Below are 19255 nucleotides of genomic sequence, written 5' to 3'. Positions count from 1 at the left end.
CAGCGGCTCGCCGTTGACGTCTTTTCGCAGCTTCTTGGGTCGCCCAGGTCTTACCCATGCTTACACATGCGCTGGTCTGATCCAGTTTGATTTGATGCAAGTCATGTTCCGGCGGATCGGTGGTCAAATTTCAATTCTGTCCCTTGACATGATGAGCGGCCGAATGCTCAAATTCACCCGTCAAGTCTCGTGTTATTTTTTTAGGAGCTTTTGAATGTTTAAATCCACTCTCACCATCGTCAGTGCGTCGCTTATGTTGGCATTTGCCAGTGTGGCCCCGGCTCATGCCGCCGTTGACGCCGACGCCGCGCAAGCACTTTTCAAGAAGAATGATTGCACCAAGTGCCATTCAGTTGATAAAACCAAAAAAGGTCCGTCTTTGAAGAAGATCGCGGCCAAGTACAAAGGCAAAGCGGACGGCCAGGAAAAAGTCATCAAGAACATAACGACGGGACCCAAGGTCAAGCTTGACGATGGCTCTGAAGAAGAGCACAAGATCATTGACTCCAAAGACCCAGCCGCGCTCAAGAATGTGGCCGACTGGATTCTCTCGCAGTAACCCTTCTTGGTCCCGTGATCGGGTCGATCATCGGACGAGTAAATCTTTCGACGGCAGGGGTTGATCCGGAAAAAATCAATCACTACTGAAGAAGACGGATCCATAACGCTAATCGCTTACAGCGGTTAGCGTTATGTCGTTTTACGGGAACATGATGGAGAAAAAATGAAGCACTTGTCGGTTCAATCGGCCGCAGTCTGGCTGGTGTTGGCTTCAGCAGCGGGCTGCAGCGATAGCAATGTTGGCAGCAGTGAGAGGCCTGCATCTTCGCCCGTTGCCGTGAGTGCTAACGCAGTGACGGCAAATGATGCCGCCGCAAAGACCGCCGCCAAAGCCGCCGATGCCGCTGCCGCAACAACCGCCGCCAAAGTCACCGCCGCTGTACCCACTGCTGTACCTACTGCTGTACCTACTGCTGTACCTACTGCTGTACCTACTGCTGTACCTACTGCTGTACCTACTGCTGTACCTACTGCTGTACCTACTGCTGTACCTACTGCTGTACCTGCGGATGCCGATGCGGCACAAGCATTGTTCAAGCGAAATAGTTGCAACAAGTGCCATTCGGTTGATAAAAGCAAAACAGGTCCATCCCTGCAAAAGATTGCAGCCAAGTACAGGGGCAAGGCTGATGGTCAAGAAAAAGTCATCACGAATATTACGACCGCACCCAAGATCAAGCTTGACGACGGTAGCGAGGAAGAGCACAAGATCATCGATACCAAGGATCAGAAAGAACTGAAGAATCTGTCTGATTGGATTCTTTCGCAGTAACATCTGCCCCACTTTACAAAAATACAAGAATGTTTGGCGAGATTGAATCGCAGAGAAGCGGCAGTGCCGTTTAAACAGCTTCCAACGGGTCGTGCGATACCGTTTATAGGGCAACCGACGGAGAAAAAATGAAACAATTATTAGTACGATGGGGCATGGCTTGCTCGGTGGTGGTTGCCATGGCCGGTTGCGGTGGTGGTGGCGGTGATGGGGGCAATGTGCAGCCGCCGTCTTCAGCCGCGGTCAATAGCGCCATCGCAACGGCGAGCGCATTAGCGGCCAACGACACGGCGATAAATTCCGCTGCGCCCTTCACTGCGGTGCAGGCAGCCGGTGTACCGGTCGTCACAGTCAACAGCCCGCCCAAGGTCAACTTCACGGTGTTTTCTGACGGCGCGGTCAAAACCGGTTTGGTCATCACCAACGTGAGCTTTGCCATTGCCAAGCTTGTGCCCGGTGCCAATGGCAACCCGGACCAGTGGGTGAATTACATCTATCGCAAAGAGACTGCAACAGCTGGGGTCGGCCCGGGGACGCCCGGTGCGCCTGTGCTCGCTACAGCCATGCAGGCCACAACCGACGGCAAGCAAACCGACGCTGCACTGCTGGCAGCCCAGTTGGTTTACAACGCCGACGGCTATTACACCTACACCTTCAAGACCGACATCAAGGACGTCGCCCAGACCAATGGGGTGGTCTTCGAGCCCGCGTTGACGCATCGCGTCGCCATCCAGCTGAGCTACAAGAATGCCAAGGGTGAGACGGTTCTGGTCAACCCTTACTTCGACTTCACCATCGGTGCCGATGGCAAGTCTGTCCCGGTGACTGACCCGGCCAAAACCCGCAAGATGACAGACGTCGCGTCCTGTAACAATTGCCACGGCAAGCTGGCCTTGCATGGTGGCGGACGCGTCGACACGCAGTTCTGCGTGATGTGCCACAACCCCGGCACCACCGACGCCAACAGTGGCAACGTCCTGAATCTGGCCACCATGGTCCACAAGATCCACGCTGGCAAGCGGCTAATGGCCGCGGGCGAGGACTACACAATCTGGGGCTACCAAAACAGCATGAACAGCTACGCCGATGTCGGTTTTCCGCAAGACCTGCGCAACTGCACGGTGTGCCATTCCGGTGCCAACCCCAAGACCCCGCAGGGTGACAACTGGAAGACGAAGCCGAGCAAGGAGGCATGCCTGACCTGTCACGTCAGCAATGTGGGATCGGCTTGGGAAATCAGCCATAAGCTCATTGCCGGTACCCTCGTCGGGGCCGGGGCGCAAGCCAACGCGTTAACGAACCAGCAGTGCGCCAATTGTCATAGCGCGGGCTCGGTTGTCTCTGCAGAAAGCGTGCACTTTAACCAGGTCGAGGTGAATGCCGCCAAGTACAAGATGAACATTGAGAGCGTCGCCTTTAACGATACGGCTGACCACAAAACCCGTAGCGTGACCGTCGAGTACTTCCTCTCAGATCCCACGAATGGTAATGCTGCGTACAACCTGGTGACGTCGGAATGCACCGGCACTGCCCCCGCCATCGCTTGTGCCAACACGACCAAGTTCGGCAACCTCCGCTTCTATCTCGCCTTCCAGAATATGGTTGGCCAGTCAGATGGCACGACCGAGTTCTCGGCCTACAACAATGGCGGCAGTAGCGCCAATGCCTACGCGTACCAGGGCACCAATGACGGCAGCAACCACTATACGGTGAGCATTCCCGTCCCCGACGACACCGCCACTGCGGTTGCGAAAGGCACGGCCCGCGTCGTCAGTATTGGGCAGGTCAAGGAACACATGCTGGCAGCGACGTCCGGGACCAATCCTCGGCCCGAGGTGGTGCCAACGGTGCTGGTGAACACGGTGGTGCAGCACGCCTACAAGGAACTCGCGCTGACGGGTGCCTTGCTGCCGCGCCGCACCGTTGTCTCCAATGACAAGTGCAACGTTTGCCACGGCGCGCTGGGGACCACTTCCGGATCGAATACGCTCGCCAATGCCTTCCACGGAGGTGCCCGCAACACCGTTGAAGCCTGTGTGGTCTGCCATGACGCGAACCGGATGTCCTCAACCATCATGACCAATGGCATGGCGCTCAATGAGTCCTACCAGTTCAAGCGCATGATCCACGGCATCCATGGCAACTCCAAGCGCATTTATCCGTTCACGCATGGCAACAAGGTGGTCGGAGCATTCTGCAACCCCGCCAATACCAGCGACATTGCCAAAGCTGCTTGCGATGGCACCCTGACGTTTGCGACTGATGTTGAAAACTATGCCGCTGAGGTTGCCTATCCAGACGCTACGCTCAACTGCAACGCCTGCCACGTGAACAACTCCTACAAGACCGATATGGGCACGCTGGGTGCTGTCGTTCAGAAGGACGCCGGCGTGACAGATCCGAACCTCTGGAAGGTTATCTCGCCCAAGGCGGCCACCTGCACGTCCTGTCACGACTCTAACGCGGCCATCGCGCACGTCACCAAATTTGGTGGTGCAACGTTCGGCGACAAGTCGCAAGCAGCCGTTGCCATGCCGCGCGAGTCCTGCGACGATTGCCATGCGAGCGGCGGCGTCAAGAGCGTGGACACCGTCCACGGTCAGAAATAGCCATGAGCAGGAGAGGCTTGTCACAAGCTTCTCCTGCTGTTTTGATCGTTAGGACCTTCGGCGCAGTGTCGTGAGTCAGAGCAAGTTTTTGAAGGGGTTTGGGATGCGAATTAAGCGTTTAATGGCCGTCGTTGGCCTCAGTTTGTTCGGGTTGCTCGGTTCAGCCTGGAGCGCCGAGCCCGTCGGGGCGGCGTTGTGCGTGACCTGTCACGACGAAGAAGACCTGCCAGACATGAGCAGGTCCGCGCACGGCTTCACCGCTGACAAACGCGCGCCGGATTGCATCAGCTGCCACGGCCCGAGTCCGACCCATGCCAAGAAGCCAGCCGGCGTCGCCGAGCGGCCCCATCCCGACCGGATGTTCACCAAGAAGTCGACCACGCCTGCGAGCGAGCGCAACGCGGCCTGCCTGACCTGCCACAACAAGGACGCCAAGCGCGCGTTGTGGGGCGGCAGCCAGCACGATGCCGCTGACGTTGCCTGCAATTCCTGCCACAAGATCCATGCCAACAGCGACAAGGTGCTGTCCAAGGCCACCCAAACCGATGTCTGCTACACCTGCCACAAGGAGCAACGCACACAGATGAACCGGCCTTCGCACCACCCGGTGCCAGAGGGCAAAATGAGCTGCTCGGATTGTCATAACCCGCATGGATCGGCCGGCCCCAAGCTGGTCAAGCGCGACAGTATCAACGACACCTGCTACACCTGCCACGCCGAAAAGCGCGGCCCGTTCGTGCATTCGCATGAACCCGTCACCGAAGACTGCTCCAACTGCCACAATGCTCACGGTACAACCGTTGCGTCCATGCTCAAGGCCCGTCCGCCCTTGCTGTGCCAGCAATGCCACACGCCGCACGCCCAAACCGGCGATGGCCCGATTCCTGGCCAGCTCACGAGCGCCACTCGCAGCCAGAACTCTGTCACCATCTGGCAGGGCCGTAGCTGCCTGAACTGCCACACGCAGGTTCACGGTTCCAATAATCCGTCGACCACCAACCCGACCCCACAGCTCTTGATGCGCTGATGTACGGAGAGCAATCATGACCAGTATCGTTACATCATTTCGCTTTCAGCGCACCGCGCTTGCCTTGGCAGTGTGTGCCGCTTTCGCCCCCGTTCAGGCCCAGGCCGAGGATGACGCTGCCAGCGCCGCACAAACCACGATAAGTGTTGGCCTCGGCGCGGTCGACGGCTCCAACGCCGACCGGGCGCTGTTTCGCCAATACAACGGTTTGCGCGATCAAAGCGCCGTCGGCATGCTGGACATCGACTACAGCCTGCGCAAACCAGAGACCTCTAGCTGGGTCCAATTTACGGGTTCGAACCTGCTGGGCGACACGCGTGAGCTGGGCTTGGTCTGGAAGAATCCGGGTAGCTGGAAGTTCACCGCCGACTATGGTGAGTTGGTTCACTACGATCCAAATAGGGTTAATACCGGCCTGCTTGGCGCCGGTTCGACGACACCGCAGGTGGTCGTTGTGCCTCAAGGTACGGGGGCCGAACTTGACTTGAAGACCAAGCGAACCAGCCTGGGGCTCGGGTTCACCAAGATCATCTCGCCAAGGCTTCAATTTGCAGTCGATCTGAAGACCGAAAATAAAGAGGGTGCGCGGCTGTTCGGTCTCGGCCAGATCTGCTCCCCCCTGATCACGGGGTCGTGCAACACCGCGCTGGGTTCTGGCGTGCTGATGCTGCCCGAGCCCATCAACGCCAACCACAGTCAGGTCGAAGCCCGCTTGAGTTATGCGTTGGAAAAGCTGCGTTTCAGCGTCGGCTACTATGGCTCGTTCTACCGCAATGACAACGCCGCGCTTCAGCCGAATTTGGGTGGCTTCGCCAGCACCACCACGCCAGTGCTGAATTCACTGGCTCTGGCGCCAGACAACCAGGCGCATCAACTCGACCTGAGTGGCAGCTACGACTTCACCGGCACCACACACGGCTCATTTAAGCTGGGTTACGCCCAAGCCACACAGAACGCTGACTTTGCCGGCGCCGGTCTGATTGGCCCTGCAGGCGTCGCGAATCTTGGTGCTCAGGTGAATACGACGATGGCCAAAATTGGTATTACCTCGCGCCCGATACCCAAGCTCTCGTTGCTGGCCGATCTGCGCTATGAAGACAAGGACGACCAGACGCCGCTTGCCAACTACAACGTCGCTGGTGCGGGTGCAACTGCCGTGTCCGCCACCAACCGCGATCTTTCCAGCAAGAAGATCAAGGGCAAGCTGCAGGCCAGCTGGCAATTCACCAGTGACTATCGCGGCACCCTGGGTGCAGACTACGAATCCATTGATCGCGGCGCCTTCACCGCGACCAGTGCGGTGTCGGGCTTCATCCCACTGCGCCAGGAGACGACGGAGACGGGCGTGCGTGCAGAGCTGCGCCGCCGGTTGACAAATGACTTGAGCGGTGCGATCAGTGTGTCCAGCAGCAAACGTGACGGCTCAAACTGGTTGCAGGGCAGCAGCAGTGCGACAGGAGTCACCGAGGTTGCCGACCCCGCCACCAGCCTGTCCAGCGCCATCTTCATGCCGACACTGGCCGATCGCCAGCGCGACAAGATCAAGTTGTTTGCCGACTGGCAGCCCAGCGAGAAGTTGAGCCTTCAGTTCAGCGCTGAAGAAGGTAAAGACAAGTTCAGTACGCCCAGCACTTACGGTTTGCACGATACCCGCATGAATCAATTCAGCGTTGATTGGGGCTACGCGTTGTCTGACAAATGGGCCTTGAACGGCTATGTGTCCCAGGGCCTGCAAACTTTGAATCAGTCGCACCCTGCTGGTTACGTGATTGCTTTTGACAACACGAACACCGGTGTTGGTCTTGGCTTCACTGGCAAACTTGCCAGCAAGCTCCTGGTCGGTGGCAACCTGTCCTACGTAGATGACAAAAGTGTCTACAAGCAAACGCTCGTGAGCAGCGGGGGTTTGCCAGATGTGGTCTATCGCCAGACCGCGCTGAAATTGTTCGGCAAGTACGAGCTAGAGAAAGGCTCTTCGGTACGTGTTGATCTGGTGCACCAGCGCGTTAGCGTGAATGACTGGGCTTGGGACAATAACGGCGCGCAGTTCGCATATTCAGACGGCACAACGGTGACACAAAATCCGAACCAAACCGTCAGTTTTATCGGCGTCACTTATATCTATCTGTTGAAGTAGCCCGCTTGAGCGGGTTAGAATTTTCCCCGGGGGATCCGCGCCTGGCCACCCGGGAACATGTGCCTTTCGTCATTTGGCACAGCAAGAATCGCCTGTCCATTGCTGGGTATCAGGACAAGCCTCTGGCCAATCTAGCAAGGCCGCTTTGCCGCTGACTGCGAACTTGTTGAGGTTGCGAGGCATAAAAACTCCATTGCGGAAATGTCATGCCTCACACGCAAAAATTCTGACAGGCGCCCTAACTGCTGGTTCAGTAGTACACGACTGCAGCGCTTAGTCGAATGTGCCAAGTTGTAACAGCATTGCGCTTGATCTAAGACAAACATCCCATCACTCCTTGATAGACGAACGGCACGTGCAATGGTACAAACGCTTCCACATGTAAAGTTTTATAAAGCATGTGTCAATGTGGCATTAACGTTAAGGAGTCCTCAGTGAAATACCCTGATTTGTCTAGTAGAAGTCGACTACGGTCGACCTGGCTCAAGTTCGCGTCAGCGAGCTTGCTAGCCGTCGCCATTGCAGGTTGCGGTGGTGGCAGCGATGGTGCCCCCGGTGCAACTGGTGCCCCTGGCGCCCCTGGTGCTCCTGGTGCCCCTGGCGTGGACCTCACTGCCCTGGTGAATGTCGGTAGCAACACCACTGCGGCAACGCCTGCAGCTGCAGCCGCCTGGCAATCGCTTGCGCCCCAGGTCACGGTGACCAGCGTCACCATCAACAGCGCCCCGGTTGTCAAGTTCACCGTCAAGGATGCGGCTGGTAAAGCGATCGTGGGCCTTGCCAACTACTCCCAAAGTTCAACCGCCACCGTCAAGGGACTGACCAATCTGGGCTTCACCTTGGCCAAACTGGTGCCCGGCACCAATGGCGACCCCAGCAAATGGGTCAGCTACAACGTTATCAGGCCCGTCACCGTCGCAGAGCAGGGAGGCACCATTGCCGCCACTGCTTCGTGCAACAAGACGGCCACTGCCGCAGCCACCTGGTGCGGCACCTACCCAACCACCGACACACAGGGCACCCTGGTCGATAACGGTGACGGCAGCTACCAATACACCTTCTTCCGCGACGTCACCAAGGTCAAGGACCTCGTCGCCGGCCTAACGGACACGGCTGATGGTCTTTCCAAGAAAGCTGACCTGGGCGACCTGAGCTATGACCCGACCCTGACTCATCGTCTGGGGATTCAACTCGGCGGTGCCGCTCCTGGCACGGGCAGCAACAATCCGACCGCCAACAGCACCGGAGCACCCGCTTCAGTCAATATGGTCAACACCGCAAACGCCGTGTACAACTTCCGGCCCGATGGCGCGGCGGTGACCGCCTCGCGCGACATCGTCAAAATCGATTCCTGCAGTTCCTGCCACCAGGGCCAAGTTCTGGCGCATGGCAGCCGCAAGGATCCCAACTATTGCGTGACCTGCCACACTGACCAGATCAGATACTCGTTCAGCATGGAGGCGCCTGCCAGCGGCTTCACCTTGACTGGTGGCATAACGGGTACAACGCAGCAGAAACGTGCCGAGCAAGCGGTTGTCAATGGCCGGGCTGTCGGTAACCTGCCCAACTTCCTGCATAAACTGCACATGGGTAACGGACTGGTCAAGCAAGGCTACAACTACAACGCCAATGGCGGCGCCATGCTGTTCAATGAAGTCACCTTCCCGCAGAATGTCAATAATTGCACGACCTGCCACGACGGTTCTGCGACCGCGGCGATCAAGACTGCCAATGGCGACAACTGGAAGAGCGTGCCCAGCCTTCTCGCTTGCGGCGCCTGCCATGACGGCATCAACTTTGCCACTGGCACCGGGGCAACACTGGCTGACAAGGCCAAGGATCTTGCAGCCAAAGTCGCAATTGGAACCACACAGACCGGTCACGTTGGTGGTGCCAAGGCCAATAACGCCCAATGCGTGTTGTGCCATGATGCAGTAACCATTCCGACCTACCACGCTGCCGAAAATGCATCGCCGCATAACCCGACCGTTCCGGTCGGACTGAAGAATTTCAAATACGAAATCAAGTCCGCCGCCGCCACTGCGACCAGCGTCACGGTCGTGTTCAAGATTACCGCCGACGGAACGCCAGTTACCTTCTTGGCCCCAGCCGCAGGCATGGCCAATCCGTTGACGGGCTTCACCGGTGCGCCAGGCTTCTTGCTGGCCTATGCAAAGACGCAGGATGGTGTCACCACGCCGATCGACTACAACAACCTGGGCAATGGCCAAAGTAACGCCCAGCCAGTCAGCGTGTCGATCGCCAGCTTGCTGGACACAGCCAAGGCCACCACTGTGGGCACCTTGGCCGGTCCTGACACCAGCGGGTACTACACCGCAACCATCGTTGGTACTGCCAATGTCTTCCCCACCGGTGCGGTACTTCGTACGGTGGCACTGCAAGGTTATTTCACCCAGGTTGCGCCTGCAGCCGCTCGCCACACCCTGTCGGTCGTGAAGATGGTGGGTACCGACGCAGCACGCCGTTCTGTGGTGGAGCCTAACAAGTGCGGCAACTGTCACGAGGTGTTTGAAGGACACGGCGGCAACCGCAACATCGGTCTTGGCTCTGAAGGCATTGTGGTCTGTCTCGTTTGCCACAACCCTGGCTTGGTCACCAGCGGCCGGGGTATACCAGACGTCACGCTTGCCAACTGGAAGTTCACGACTGCAGAAGATGCCATCCTGACGGCTTGGGGTGTTGTCAAGACCGCGGTGAACGGCGCTTTGGGATTCCCGCAGGTCTCCAATAACTTCAAGGACATGATTCACGGTATCCATGCTGGCAAGGACCGTACCAACCCGATCGCCATTGCACGCAATCGCGGGGCCTCGGTAAACTTGACTGCTGGTACACAAAGCGGCGCGATCACATTGATCGACGGCAACGAAATCGGCTTCCCGGGCATTCTGAACAACTGCGAGTCCTGCCACAAAGCCGGTACTTACAGCACGGTTCCGGCCAACACGCTGGTGAGTTCATTTGAGGCAAACATTGCTGCGGCGAACACGACCACGACCGACGCGGTGAACGCTCTCAAACAGCCGAATGTGTACGACAAGGTGACGACCCCGTTCACTGCCGCCTGCGTCAGCTGCCATGACGCGGCCACAGCCCAGGCCCACATGACCCTGAACGGCGGTCAGATCCTGGTGCTACGCACTGCAGCAAACACGGCGGGTGAATCGTGCGCCGTGTGTCACAGTGCTGGCAAGGAGTTTGATGCCGCGGTCGTTCACAAATGATCCACGCATTCTGAGACAGGCCGAGTTGGGGTACTGAGCAAAGTGCCCCGACAGTCGGACTCAAGAAAACAACCCGGATACGGCGACGTACCCGGGTTATTTTTTGCCTGGCTGGGTCGCAAAAACGACCCTTGCCAATTCATTCGGAAACAATACAAATAAGGATGAAGTGATATATGTTGCGCTTGACCTAGCGCAAATAACTCACTTTGTTCACTGCGCCAAACTCTTTCTAAAGTAGTACAAACGCATACGCACGTAAAGATGTGTAAACACGGAATGAAGTTTGTATCAACGTTAAGGAGTTCTCAGTGAAATATTCTGAACTTTCAAGTCAAAAAAGAGCGGGGCCGCATTGGCTCAAGTTCGCTGCGGCGGGCTTGCTCGCGGCTGCCATTGCTGGTTGCGGTGGTAGCGATGGCGCTGCTGGCCCGGCCGGCGCGACCGGACCTGCCGGGGCGACTGGCCCCGCTGGCACACCTGCCGTTCCCACAGTCAGTGTCGCAGCCCTTACGCCTGCACAGTGGGCGGATGCCAATTTTACCGGTGTCGTCACTGGCGTTACCATCGCCAGCCCGCCGGTCGTCAGCTTCAAGGTGACTGATGCCACTGGCGCCCCCGTCATCGGTCTGGGTAGCACCTCCAAGAGCGCTACTGCAAAGTTCGCAAGTTATCCCAACCTGGCGTTCGCATTGGCCAAATTGGTACCAGCGGCCAACGGCAGCCCCAGCAAGTGGGTCAGCTACAACGTGACCACCGTAGAGACATCAACCGCCGCTATCACCGCCAGCAAACCCACCACCGACAACACCGGCACGCTGGTAGACAACGGTGACGGTAGCTACAAATACACCTTCTACCGAGATATCACCAAGGCCAAGGATGTGGTTGCGGCGCTCACCCTGACCGGCGCCAACAAGGCCGCCGACCTGGGCGACTTGACCTACGATCCGACTCTGACCCACCGTCTGGTGCTGCAGCTTTCGGGCAATGCGCCTGGAACCGGCACCAACACGGCCGATGCCGTTCAGGTGACCCCAGGGGTTGCCATGAAGAACCCGCTGAACGTCATTTATGACTTCATCCCTGCCTCCGGCAAGGTCGTCACTGACACCGACACGCAGCGCGAAATTGTGGCGATTGCCTCATGCAACCAATGCCACAGCAAGCTGGCGTTTCATGGCGGTGGTCGTGTTGACACCCGGTATTGCGTGGTCTGCCACAGTGACCAGCGCAAGTACAGCAACGCTGAAGCAGCCACCACATCTACCGGCTATTCTGGCAGCACGTACCGGATCAACGACAAGGCAGTCGGTAATTTCCCGATGTTCGTGCACGCACTTCATAAGGGCAAAGAGTTGACCAAGACCGGCTACAACTACGCCAACGTCCTGTTCAACGAAATCGGCTACCCACAACCGATCACCAACTGCGTCAAGTGCCATGATGGTTCCGCTACGGCCAAGAACAAGACGGCGCAAGGCGACAACTGGAAGAATGTCCCGAATCTGGTTGCGTGCGGCTCGTGCCATGACAATGTCAACTTTGCCACGGGTGCCAACCACATTGGCGGTGCCAAGGCTGACGACAAGCTGTGTGCACTTTGCCACGACGCAAGTTCGATCGCTTCGGTCTACCACGTGACGGTTGATCCGACCGGCGCGAATGGCCGTGGTGGTTATCCGTTGAACACTGCAGATAACGTGCCCACCCCCGGTTTCCCGTCGGGCCAAGGTCCGTCGATCCCGCTGGCTTCGCAACTGAATCTGCCAGCCGGTGTCTACAAGATTGGTCTTGAAATCAAATCGGTCACGGTTGCCGGTGCCGCAGGCGCCAAAAAAGCCACTGTCGTTTACCGTGTCCTGAAAGACGGTGCGCCAGTGACTTTGAATACCACGGGTAATTTGATTACCGGTGTTGACGGCACACCGGACATCTATTTGGCCTACGGTGTACCGCAGGATGGTCAACCAGCGGATGGCAGCACAGTGGTCGACTGGAATGCAAGCCAATCCGTGCATGTCAGCGACATCGTGGCAACGCAAGGTGCTCCCGCTGCAGATGGCTGGTACACCGTGGTGGTGAACAAGATCATTCCGGACAACGCCAAGATGGTTACGGCCGGCCTGGGCATCAACTACAACGGTTTTGTTCAGTTGAACAATGCAGCCTATCCGAAGGGCATCCGCCTGCGCGAGCCCAAGTTCGCCATGATGACTGCAACCGGTTACACCGCTCGTCGCGCCGTGGTCGATGGTGATAAGTGCAATAGCTGCCACGGCCAATTGGGTGTCGCTCCGTCCTTCCACAGCGGTGCCCGTAACAACGGCGCTGGCTGCGTAATGTGCCACACCCCCAACAATTCGACCGGCCATACCGGGGCGGCGAATAATTTTGGCGGTGGCTGGTCAGTCAGCGGCAAGAACCTGATTCACTCCATCCACGCGTCAGGCAAGCGGGAACAAGCGTTCACCTACGAAGCAACCGCCGCGAACCCGAACGGCTTCCAGGAAGTTACTTATCCTGGTGTGCTGAACAAGTGTGAACAGTGCCACGTGGCTGGTAGCTATGACTTCAGTGCCTCGGCCAATGCTGCGGCGTTGCCTAACCTGTTGTGGACCACTGAGGCAAAGACCGACATGAGCAATCCTACGTCGGCTCCTTCGATCGGACTCTCACCATGGGTTACCACATTGGGCGCAGGACAGGCGAACTATTCCACTACAGGTACTTTACCGCTTGGCAATCTGGTGACATCACCGGTGACATCGTCCTGCTTCGGTTGCCACGACAGCAAGACAGCGGTCGCGCACATGCAACTCAACGGCGGCACCATTTACGGCTTGGTTTCAGCCGTTTCTGTTAGCAAGACCACCGACCGCTCACAGGGCTTCGCCAAAGTCGAATCCTGCACGGTCTGCCATGGTACCGGCAAGGTGGCCGACATCAAGGTTGTTCACATGAACTAAGCAGCCCCACGCTGCACTTACCAAGAACCCCGGAGGCAGCAATGCCTCCGGGGTTTTTTAAGTTTTCTCCAATACACTAGCAAGCACCAAGATAAATCAAGGAACGATTTTCATGAAATTCAGCATCGCCAAAACCACCCTCATCTCCCTCACTCTGCTGTTGTCCGCCAGCGTATGCACGGCTGCAGACACCAAAGCTGTCGCGCCGCAGCAAGCCGCCAGCAAAGCGCAGGCGACCACCAAAAGCGTCAAGAGCGGCGCTGATGCCAAACCCAAGGTCGCGCCCAAAATCAAACTGGTTGACATCAACAGCGCCAGCGCTGCGGAACTGAAAAAGCTCCCTGGCATCAGCGACGCGCAAGCTGCCAAGATCATCGCTGGCCGACCTTACGGCAGCAAGGCTTGGTTGGTGAGTCACAACATCATCGACGCGGCAGTTTACGAAGGACTGAGACAGCAGGTTATTGCCAAGCAGCCGAACAAGGACGCAGTTAAGAACGCGGAGCTCTACATCAAAAAGAAATAGCAGGGCACCTGTCTTTATTTGTAGCCAATCTCAATCAGAAATGAACAGGCAGATGATGGGCATGTTGCGGCTACTTGCCACCTGGTCCGATTTGAGTCAAGATTAGCAAAATTAGTTCTGGAAGAGGTCTGCAATTTCGAATGGACGAATTGAATCCGACCTCAAGTTTGGGCTCTTGGCCGCTGTGCCGCTCGAAGCCATAGAGTCATTTGGGTGGCAAATTACCACGTCGTTTTTTTCTTTGAAGGATTATCAAAATGAAGCTTCTGACAACATTATTTCTGGCCGGCGGTTTGATGACTGCTTCGTTTGCTTACGCCGCACCCGACGCAGATGCAGCGCAAGCGCTGCTGAAGAAGAGCAACTGCACCAAATGCCACTCCGTCGACAAAAAGAAGGACGGCCCGGCGTACAAGGAAGTCGCCAAGAAGTACAAGGGCAAGGCCGATGCCGAAGCCAAGCTGCTTACGCATATCACCACGGGTCCGATGATCGAGATCGACGGTGTCAAAGAAGAACATTCCAAAGTCAAATCAAGCGATGTTGCCGAGCAAAAGAATCTGGTGCAATGGATTTTGTCGCTTTAATAGTCTGACCAGTTGAGGGCTCCCCCGGGGTCTTGAATGCCCCGGTGCGGGGGCTGAGTCCGGTTGAGCGTTGTCTCTTGCGGTTGTTCGTGGGTCATCAGCGACGCTGATACGTGTTTTCCTTGAGGAGTGCTACATGCCTAACAGAGTAATCGCAAAGGTGCGAAGAATGGTCTCGCGCAAAAGGGCCATTGTGGTGCTATTTGTCGGGTTTGCCATGGGCATAGTCGGGTTGAGCCTCTTTGGTACCAGCATGATCTATACCGGCACGGAGGCCTTTTGTGCCACCAATTGCCACGAAATGGCTGACAACAATACCCTTGAGTATCGCGACACGATTCACGACAAAAACCGCACGGGTGTGCGCGCCATCTGCTCAGACTGCCACGTGCCGCACTCCCCGGTTCCTTTGTACATTGCCAAAATGGGTGCGCTCAATGACTTGTGGAGTCACCACGTCACGCATGCAGTGGACACCAAAGACAAGTTCAACGCCGCGCGCCCGATGATGGCAACGCGCGTTTGGACTTACATGAAAGGCAACGACTCGCGCGAATGCCGCTTTTGCCATAACGAAGCCAAGATGGATCCGACAAAGCAGACACCAGTGGCACAAGCCCGCCATGCCAGGGCCAAGAAGGAAAAGATGACCTGTATTGACTGCCATTACGGTATTGCTCACACTGTGCCCGAGGGCCCGGGACCACAGGAAATTGAAGTTGACAAGAGCTTCATCCCCAGAAGCGCCATTTTCTAAAGCAAGCAATATAACGACGATTTCCACGCAGTTGCATCAGCATCGCGCGTATCAGAGGAGTAGGGTCAGATGTCCAAATTTTTTAGCAGTTTCCGCAGTTGGGGTTCACGTCCCGGAACCATTGGCGTGCTTATTTTTGGTTTGCTTCTCGGTGTGGTTTTTTTTGGTTCCGTTGCATCATTCATGGTGTATGCCAACTCCGAGAAGTTCTGCGCTACCTCCTGCCACGAGATGGGCCAGTTGGCGCAGGAGCACAAGGGCACCATCCATGACACCAACCGCACCGGGATGCGTGCCACCTGTAACGACTGCCACGTTCCGCACGGCTACATTCCCAACTACCTGGCCAAGTTCAGTCTCTGGAGAGACTACTGGGGCCACTTCGTTACGCATTCAATCGACACGAAAGAAAAATTCGAAGCCAAGCGTTATGAGTTGGCCAAGAAGGTGTGGGTTTACATGAAAGAAAATGATTCACGTGAATGCCGCCATTGCCATACAACCGCCAAGATGGACCCCGACAAGCAATCGGCCAAAGCGAAGGCGCGCCACGAGCGGCTACGCACCGAAAATATTACCTGTGTCGACTGCCATTTTGGCATTGCCCACTCAGAGCCAGATGGTCCGGGTCCCCAGGAAATCCAGGCGGCTGCCGTTGCCAAGTAATAGCGTGCAAGGCGCGGCCTGAAGACCGCTGGCCTTAACGAAAGGAAATATCGTGCTAATAGACTGCTATGAATGTAAAGCCAAGATCAGCGACACGGCGGCCAGTTGTCCCCATTGTGGTGCCCTGCCGGAAGATTCTGACCGCTCCTTGTCTGTTACGGTGACCGACTTGGACATGCGTTTCATGACCATTTTCTGGTTCATGGTCAAGGCCTCTGTTGCCGCTGTTCCGGCTGTCATTTTCGTGTACGTCGCAGCGACGGTCGTTCGCGGCGTGCTGACTCCGCTGTTTAATTTGTAGGCAAATCGACTCGCCTAGCCGTGCCACTTCGTCGCGCAACGAGTGGCGACTCCGATAGCAAACTTCGGATATTTCAGCCGCGCACTTTCATTTTTTTAGCTGGAACCAACACCAGCGCCAGTGCCAGCGATAGGGCGCGTATCTGTGGTGGTCGGCATGCCGTTTTTTGATCCAAGTCATGGCTCAGTCAGTCTGTGTAAGAAACCGACATGTTGCAGGTACACTCGCCCAACTTATCTTGGAAGGTTTTGACATGCGACTAGCGCGTTCTGCCCTGTGGGCATTCTTGGTTTGTCTTGCGAGTGGGCTACTGGCTTTACCAGCCAGCGCCCAGCCGACACTGGACAACGCGACCTGTTTAACTTGCCACGATGGCAAGAAGGGCAAACTTGAAGTCCCGGGGGCTGAAGGCAAAGCGCGTGCGCTGCGCAGCGTGGCGCCCGACAAGTTTAGTGAGGGTGTTCATGCCAACATGCAATGCGTGGCTTGCCACACCGACATTGCTGACAACGCTGATAAAGGCAACGCGCACGTCAAAGACCCTGCGCTCCCTCTGAAAAAGGTGGACTGCGCCGGTTGCCACGAAGAGTTGTGGCAACAGACGGTCAAACGCGGCAAGGAGAGCGAGCAGCCGCGGCTCGGCGTCGTTGCCAAAAACATCGAGGCGTACCGCAAGTCGTTCCACGCTCGCCCCAATGCGGACGACAAAACCAAGCCGAATGCTGCGTGCGACAGCTGCCACGACACGCACAGTTTCAATGTGCCGGTCAAGAACTCTCCGCAATACAACCAATGGCGCTTGAGCATCCCGTCCGTCTGCGGTGAAAGCTGCCACACAGACCAATTGGAGGCTTATCTTGGCTCCGTGCATGGCAAGGAGATCAGCAAGAAGCTGCTCGCTCAAGCCGCCGTTTGTTCTGATTGCCACACTGCCCATGACATCAGCGCCACGGCCAGCACCTCTTTCAAGCTGACGGTCTCATCCCATTGCGGCAACTGTCATGTGGAGAATCTCGATTCCTACAAGGACACCTTCCACGGTCAAATCAGTACGCTCGGCTACGACTACACGGCCAAGTGCTACAACTGCCACGGTAGCCACGAGATACGGCGGGTCAATGATCCGGAGTCCATGGTTTATCCGACCAACCGGATGAAGACCTGCGCCACCTGTCACAACGCCAAGAAGGGTTTGCCCGATGTGCCAGCCGGCTTTGCCAGCTACCAGCCGCACGGCAATGGCCATGATTTTGCCCGCTACCCGCAGATCTGGGTCGCCTGGCAGATCATGGTGCAGCTGTTGGTAGGTACCTTTGGCTTCTTCTGGTTGCACACAGCGCTGTGGTTCTTCCGCGAGTACAAGGAGCGCAAACAACGCGCTGGCCAGCCGCACATCAAGCCTGACTCGGTGCCTGTGCAATTTAAGGGCAAGCATGTCCAGCGCTTTAGCCGCACCTGGCGCATCGCCCACTTGACCTTTGCCCTGAGCTTGATGGTGCTGACCCTCACCGGTATGCCGCTGTTCTACTCGCATGTGGCTTGGGCACCGGTGGTCATGAGTGCGCTGGGCGGACCCCACACCGCAGGCATCATTCACCGCGTGGCGGCAGTCATTTTTGCCGGTGTGTTCTTCTGGCACCTGATCTACATCACCGTGCGCATTGCACGCGACTGGAAGAACTTCAAGTTCTTCGGCCCCAACTCCATGGTGCCGAACCTGCAGGATGGCAAAGACATGCTCGCCATGTTCAAGTGGTTCTTCGGCCAAGGCCCGCGCCCGGTGTTTGATCGCTGGACCTACTGGGAGAAGTTCGATTACTGGGCACCGTTCTGGGGCGTCACGATCATCGGTGTGAGTGGCCTGATCATGTGGCTGCCAGGCTTCTTTGGTGCCTTCCTGCCGGGCTGGGTGTTTAACGTGGCGGCGATCTTCCACGGTGAAGAAGCCTTCCTTGCAGTGGTGTTCCTGTTCACAGTGCACTTCTTCAACAACCACTTCCGCCCTGACAAGTTCCCGCTGGAAGTGGTGATGTTTACCGGCACCTTCTCACTCGAAGAGTTCAAGCATGACCATGGCGTGGAATACAAGCGCCTGCTCGACAGTGGCGAACTTGAGAAGTACCTGGTGGACGCGCCGTCGCCGACCAAGCTGGCGGCATCCAAGTTGCTGGGCTTTGTCCTGATCACGATTGGCCTGACCTTGTTGACACTGGTCGGTATCGGGTTCTTCTCCAGCCATTGAAACCGGCGCGCACAGTGCGTGGCTTTGGCCGCGCACTGTAGAGCGCCCTAGTGGCTCCGGGTGTTTCAGGGACGGGGTCCCCGCCACCGAGAGTCATAAAAAAACGCCGGGCATCATCAAGATGCCCGGCGTTTTGTTTTTGCTAGCTGCGCGAAGCCTCAGGGCATGTCACAGACCCGCTGGCCAAAGGCCTCTACCTGCTGCCAGTCGGTGAACTCAATCACCGCCTTGGGGTCGGTGGGCCCGTTCGTCATGAGCATGATCAGGCGAATCATGAAGCGGTCAACAAAGCGATAGCGGGGGTAGTCCAGCTTGCCTGCAAACACACCCAGCAATTTGGGTTGCCAGCTGAGGGTGCGCAGGAATTTGATCAGGTAGGGATTGGTGTCAGGCTGATTTTTCTCCGGCTTGCGGGCCACGATGTTGACCGTGAAAAACGCGTTGCCCTTGCTCTCCAGCAGCGCTTGGTGGCGCTCTATGAATTGCTTGACCGAGGGCTGGTGTTTGCCGTAGCGGATGCTGGCACCGATGACGATCTTGTCAAAACCGGGCAAGTCCAGCGCGTCGGCCTGGGCCAGCGGCACCACTGTCGCGGCGTGCCCCTGTTGCGCCATGACTTGCTGCAAGCGCTCGCAAATGCGCAGCGTATGGCCGTCGGTGGTCGAGTAAGCGACAAGAATTCTGCTCATCCTTTTTCCTCTGTTTGAATGCTCTGGCAAAGCCGTTGGATGGCTTGGTTTACCCATGGACGGCGCCCAAAGTGACTCCCGGAATTATCCGCGCTAACTGCACTGACGGGCCAACCAGGTCAGTGCTTTAAACGGCAATGCCTGCGTCCTGCCGGAAACCCGCTCAC

At 57.1% G+C, this 19255-nt stretch carries 14 protein-coding genes; 13 read left to right on the top strand and 1 reads right to left on the bottom strand.

The annotated features are described in order from the left end of the window. Positions 1 to 214: 214 nt before the first annotated feature. The 13 genes from RFER_RS20700 (at position 215) to RFER_RS20640 (ending at position 18399) form a co-directional block, all read left to right on the top strand. Positions 215 to 559 carry a c-type cytochrome gene (locus tag RFER_RS20700; protein ID WP_011466345.1) on the top strand — a complete coding sequence of 115 codons (345 nt, stop codon included), beginning with the start codon at positions 215 to 217 and terminating at the stop codon, positions 557 to 559. Between the two features lie 165 nt (positions 560 to 724). Continuing rightward, positions 725 to 1333 carry a c-type cytochrome gene (locus RFER_RS24745; RefSeq protein WP_011466344.1) on the top strand — a complete coding sequence of 203 codons (609 nt, stop codon included), beginning with the start codon at positions 725 to 727 and terminating at the stop codon, positions 1331 to 1333. Between the two features lie 128 nt (positions 1334 to 1461). Continuing rightward, a complete protein-coding gene (locus RFER_RS20685) occupies positions 1462 to 3942 on the top strand; it encodes an OmcA/MtrC family decaheme c-type cytochrome (protein ID WP_011466343.1) in 2481 nt (826 codons plus the stop codon). Positions 3943 to 4045: 103 nt separating this feature from the next. After that, positions 4046 to 4969, top strand: a complete 924-nt coding sequence (locus RFER_RS20680) for a DmsE family decaheme c-type cytochrome (protein WP_011466342.1) — start codon at positions 4046 to 4048, stop codon at positions 4967 to 4969. Positions 4970 to 4985: 16 nt separating this feature from the next. Beyond that, the gene (locus RFER_RS20675; RefSeq protein ID WP_011466341.1) at positions 4986 to 7106 is read left to right on the top strand and encodes an MtrB/PioB family decaheme-associated outer membrane protein; all 2121 of its coding nucleotides are present in this window, start codon (positions 4986 to 4988) and stop codon (positions 7104 to 7106) included. A 602-nt stretch (positions 7107 to 7708) separates the two neighbouring features. Beyond that, on the top strand, positions 7709 to 10351 hold the full coding sequence (locus tag RFER_RS20670) for an OmcA/MtrC family decaheme c-type cytochrome (protein ID WP_166485769.1): 2643 nt from the start codon (positions 7709 to 7711) through the stop codon (positions 10349 to 10351). 311 nt (positions 10352 to 10662) lie between these two features. Next, on the top strand, positions 10663 to 13320 hold the full coding sequence (locus RFER_RS20665; protein ID WP_011466339.1) for an OmcA/MtrC family decaheme c-type cytochrome: 2658 nt from the start codon (positions 10663 to 10665) through the stop codon (positions 13318 to 13320). 112 nt (positions 13321 to 13432) lie between these two features. Next, positions 13433 to 13846, top strand: a complete 414-nt coding sequence (locus RFER_RS20660) for a ComEA family DNA-binding protein (protein WP_011466338.1) — start codon at positions 13433 to 13435, stop codon at positions 13844 to 13846. Positions 13847 to 14103: 257 nt separating this feature from the next. After that, positions 14104 to 14433, top strand: a complete 330-nt coding sequence (locus tag RFER_RS20655) for a c-type cytochrome (protein WP_011466337.1) — start codon at positions 14104 to 14106, stop codon at positions 14431 to 14433. 136 nt (positions 14434 to 14569) lie between these two features. Beyond that, entirely contained in the window at positions 14570 to 15190 is a 621-nt protein-coding gene (locus RFER_RS20650) for a NapC/NirT family cytochrome c (protein ID WP_011466336.1), read from the top strand. A 69-nt stretch (positions 15191 to 15259) separates the two neighbouring features. Beyond that, the gene (locus RFER_RS20645; protein ID WP_011466335.1) at positions 15260 to 15856 is read left to right on the top strand and encodes a NapC/NirT family cytochrome c; all 597 of its coding nucleotides are present in this window, start codon (positions 15260 to 15262) and stop codon (positions 15854 to 15856) included. A 52-nt stretch (positions 15857 to 15908) separates the two neighbouring features. Continuing rightward, positions 15909 to 16157: a zinc ribbon domain-containing protein gene (locus RFER_RS24740; protein ID WP_011466334.1), complete on the top strand. Its 249-nt coding sequence runs from the start codon at positions 15909 to 15911 to the stop codon at positions 16155 to 16157. Positions 16158 to 16410: 253 nt separating this feature from the next. Next, entirely contained in the window at positions 16411 to 18399 is a 1989-nt protein-coding gene (locus RFER_RS20640; protein WP_011466333.1) for a cytochrome c, read from the top strand. A gap of 158 nt (positions 18400 to 18557) precedes the next feature. Here the strand turns inward: RFER_RS20640 and hemG are convergent, their stop codons facing one another. Further along, positions 18558 to 19088, bottom strand: a complete 531-nt coding sequence (gene hemG, locus RFER_RS20635) for a menaquinone-dependent protoporphyrinogen IX dehydrogenase (protein ID WP_011466332.1) — start codon at positions 19086 to 19088, stop codon at positions 18558 to 18560. Between the last annotated feature and the right edge of the window lie 167 nt (positions 19089 to 19255).

The sequence above is a fragment of the Rhodoferax ferrireducens T118 genome, assembly GCF_000013605.1.
In the GTDB taxonomy this organism is placed as follows: domain Bacteria; phylum Pseudomonadota; class Gammaproteobacteria; order Burkholderiales; family Burkholderiaceae_C; genus Rhodoferax; species Rhodoferax ferrireducens.
Note: the sequence above shows the minus strand (reverse complement) of the source record. Positions and strands in the feature narration are given on the sequence as shown.

Bases quoted from the DNA above. Each gene is read 5' to 3' on its own strand.
- RFER_RS20700 (WP_011466345.1), top strand. From the start codon at position 215: ATGTTTAAATCCACTCTCACCATCGTCAGTGCGTCGCTTATGTTGGCA.
- RFER_RS24745 (WP_011466344.1), top strand. From the start codon at position 725: ATGAAGCACTTGTCGGTTCAATCGGCCGCAGTCTGGCTGGTGTTGGCT.
- RFER_RS20685 (WP_011466343.1), top strand. From the start codon at position 1,462: ATGAAACAATTATTAGTACGATGGGGCATGGCTTGCTCGGTGGTGGTT.
- RFER_RS20680 (WP_011466342.1), top strand. From the start codon at position 4,046: ATGCGAATTAAGCGTTTAATGGCCGTCGTTGGCCTCAGTTTGTTCGGG.
- RFER_RS20675 (WP_011466341.1), top strand. From the start codon at position 4,986: ATGACCAGTATCGTTACATCATTTCGCTTTCAGCGCACCGCGCTTGCC.
- RFER_RS20660 (WP_011466338.1), top strand. From the start codon at position 13,433: ATGAAATTCAGCATCGCCAAAACCACCCTCATCTCCCTCACTCTGCTG.
- RFER_RS20655 (WP_011466337.1), top strand. From the start codon at position 14,104: ATGAAGCTTCTGACAACATTATTTCTGGCCGGCGGTTTGATGACTGCT.
- RFER_RS20650 (WP_011466336.1), top strand. From the start codon at position 14,570: ATGCCTAACAGAGTAATCGCAAAGGTGCGAAGAATGGTCTCGCGCAAA.
- RFER_RS20645 (WP_011466335.1), top strand. From the start codon at position 15,260: ATGTCCAAATTTTTTAGCAGTTTCCGCAGTTGGGGTTCACGTCCCGGA.
- RFER_RS20640 (WP_011466333.1), top strand. From the start codon at position 16,411: ATGCGACTAGCGCGTTCTGCCCTGTGGGCATTCTTGGTTTGTCTTGCG.
- hemG (WP_011466332.1), bottom strand. From the start codon at position 19,088: ATGAGCAGAATTCTTGTCGCTTACTCGACCACCGACGGCCATACGCTG.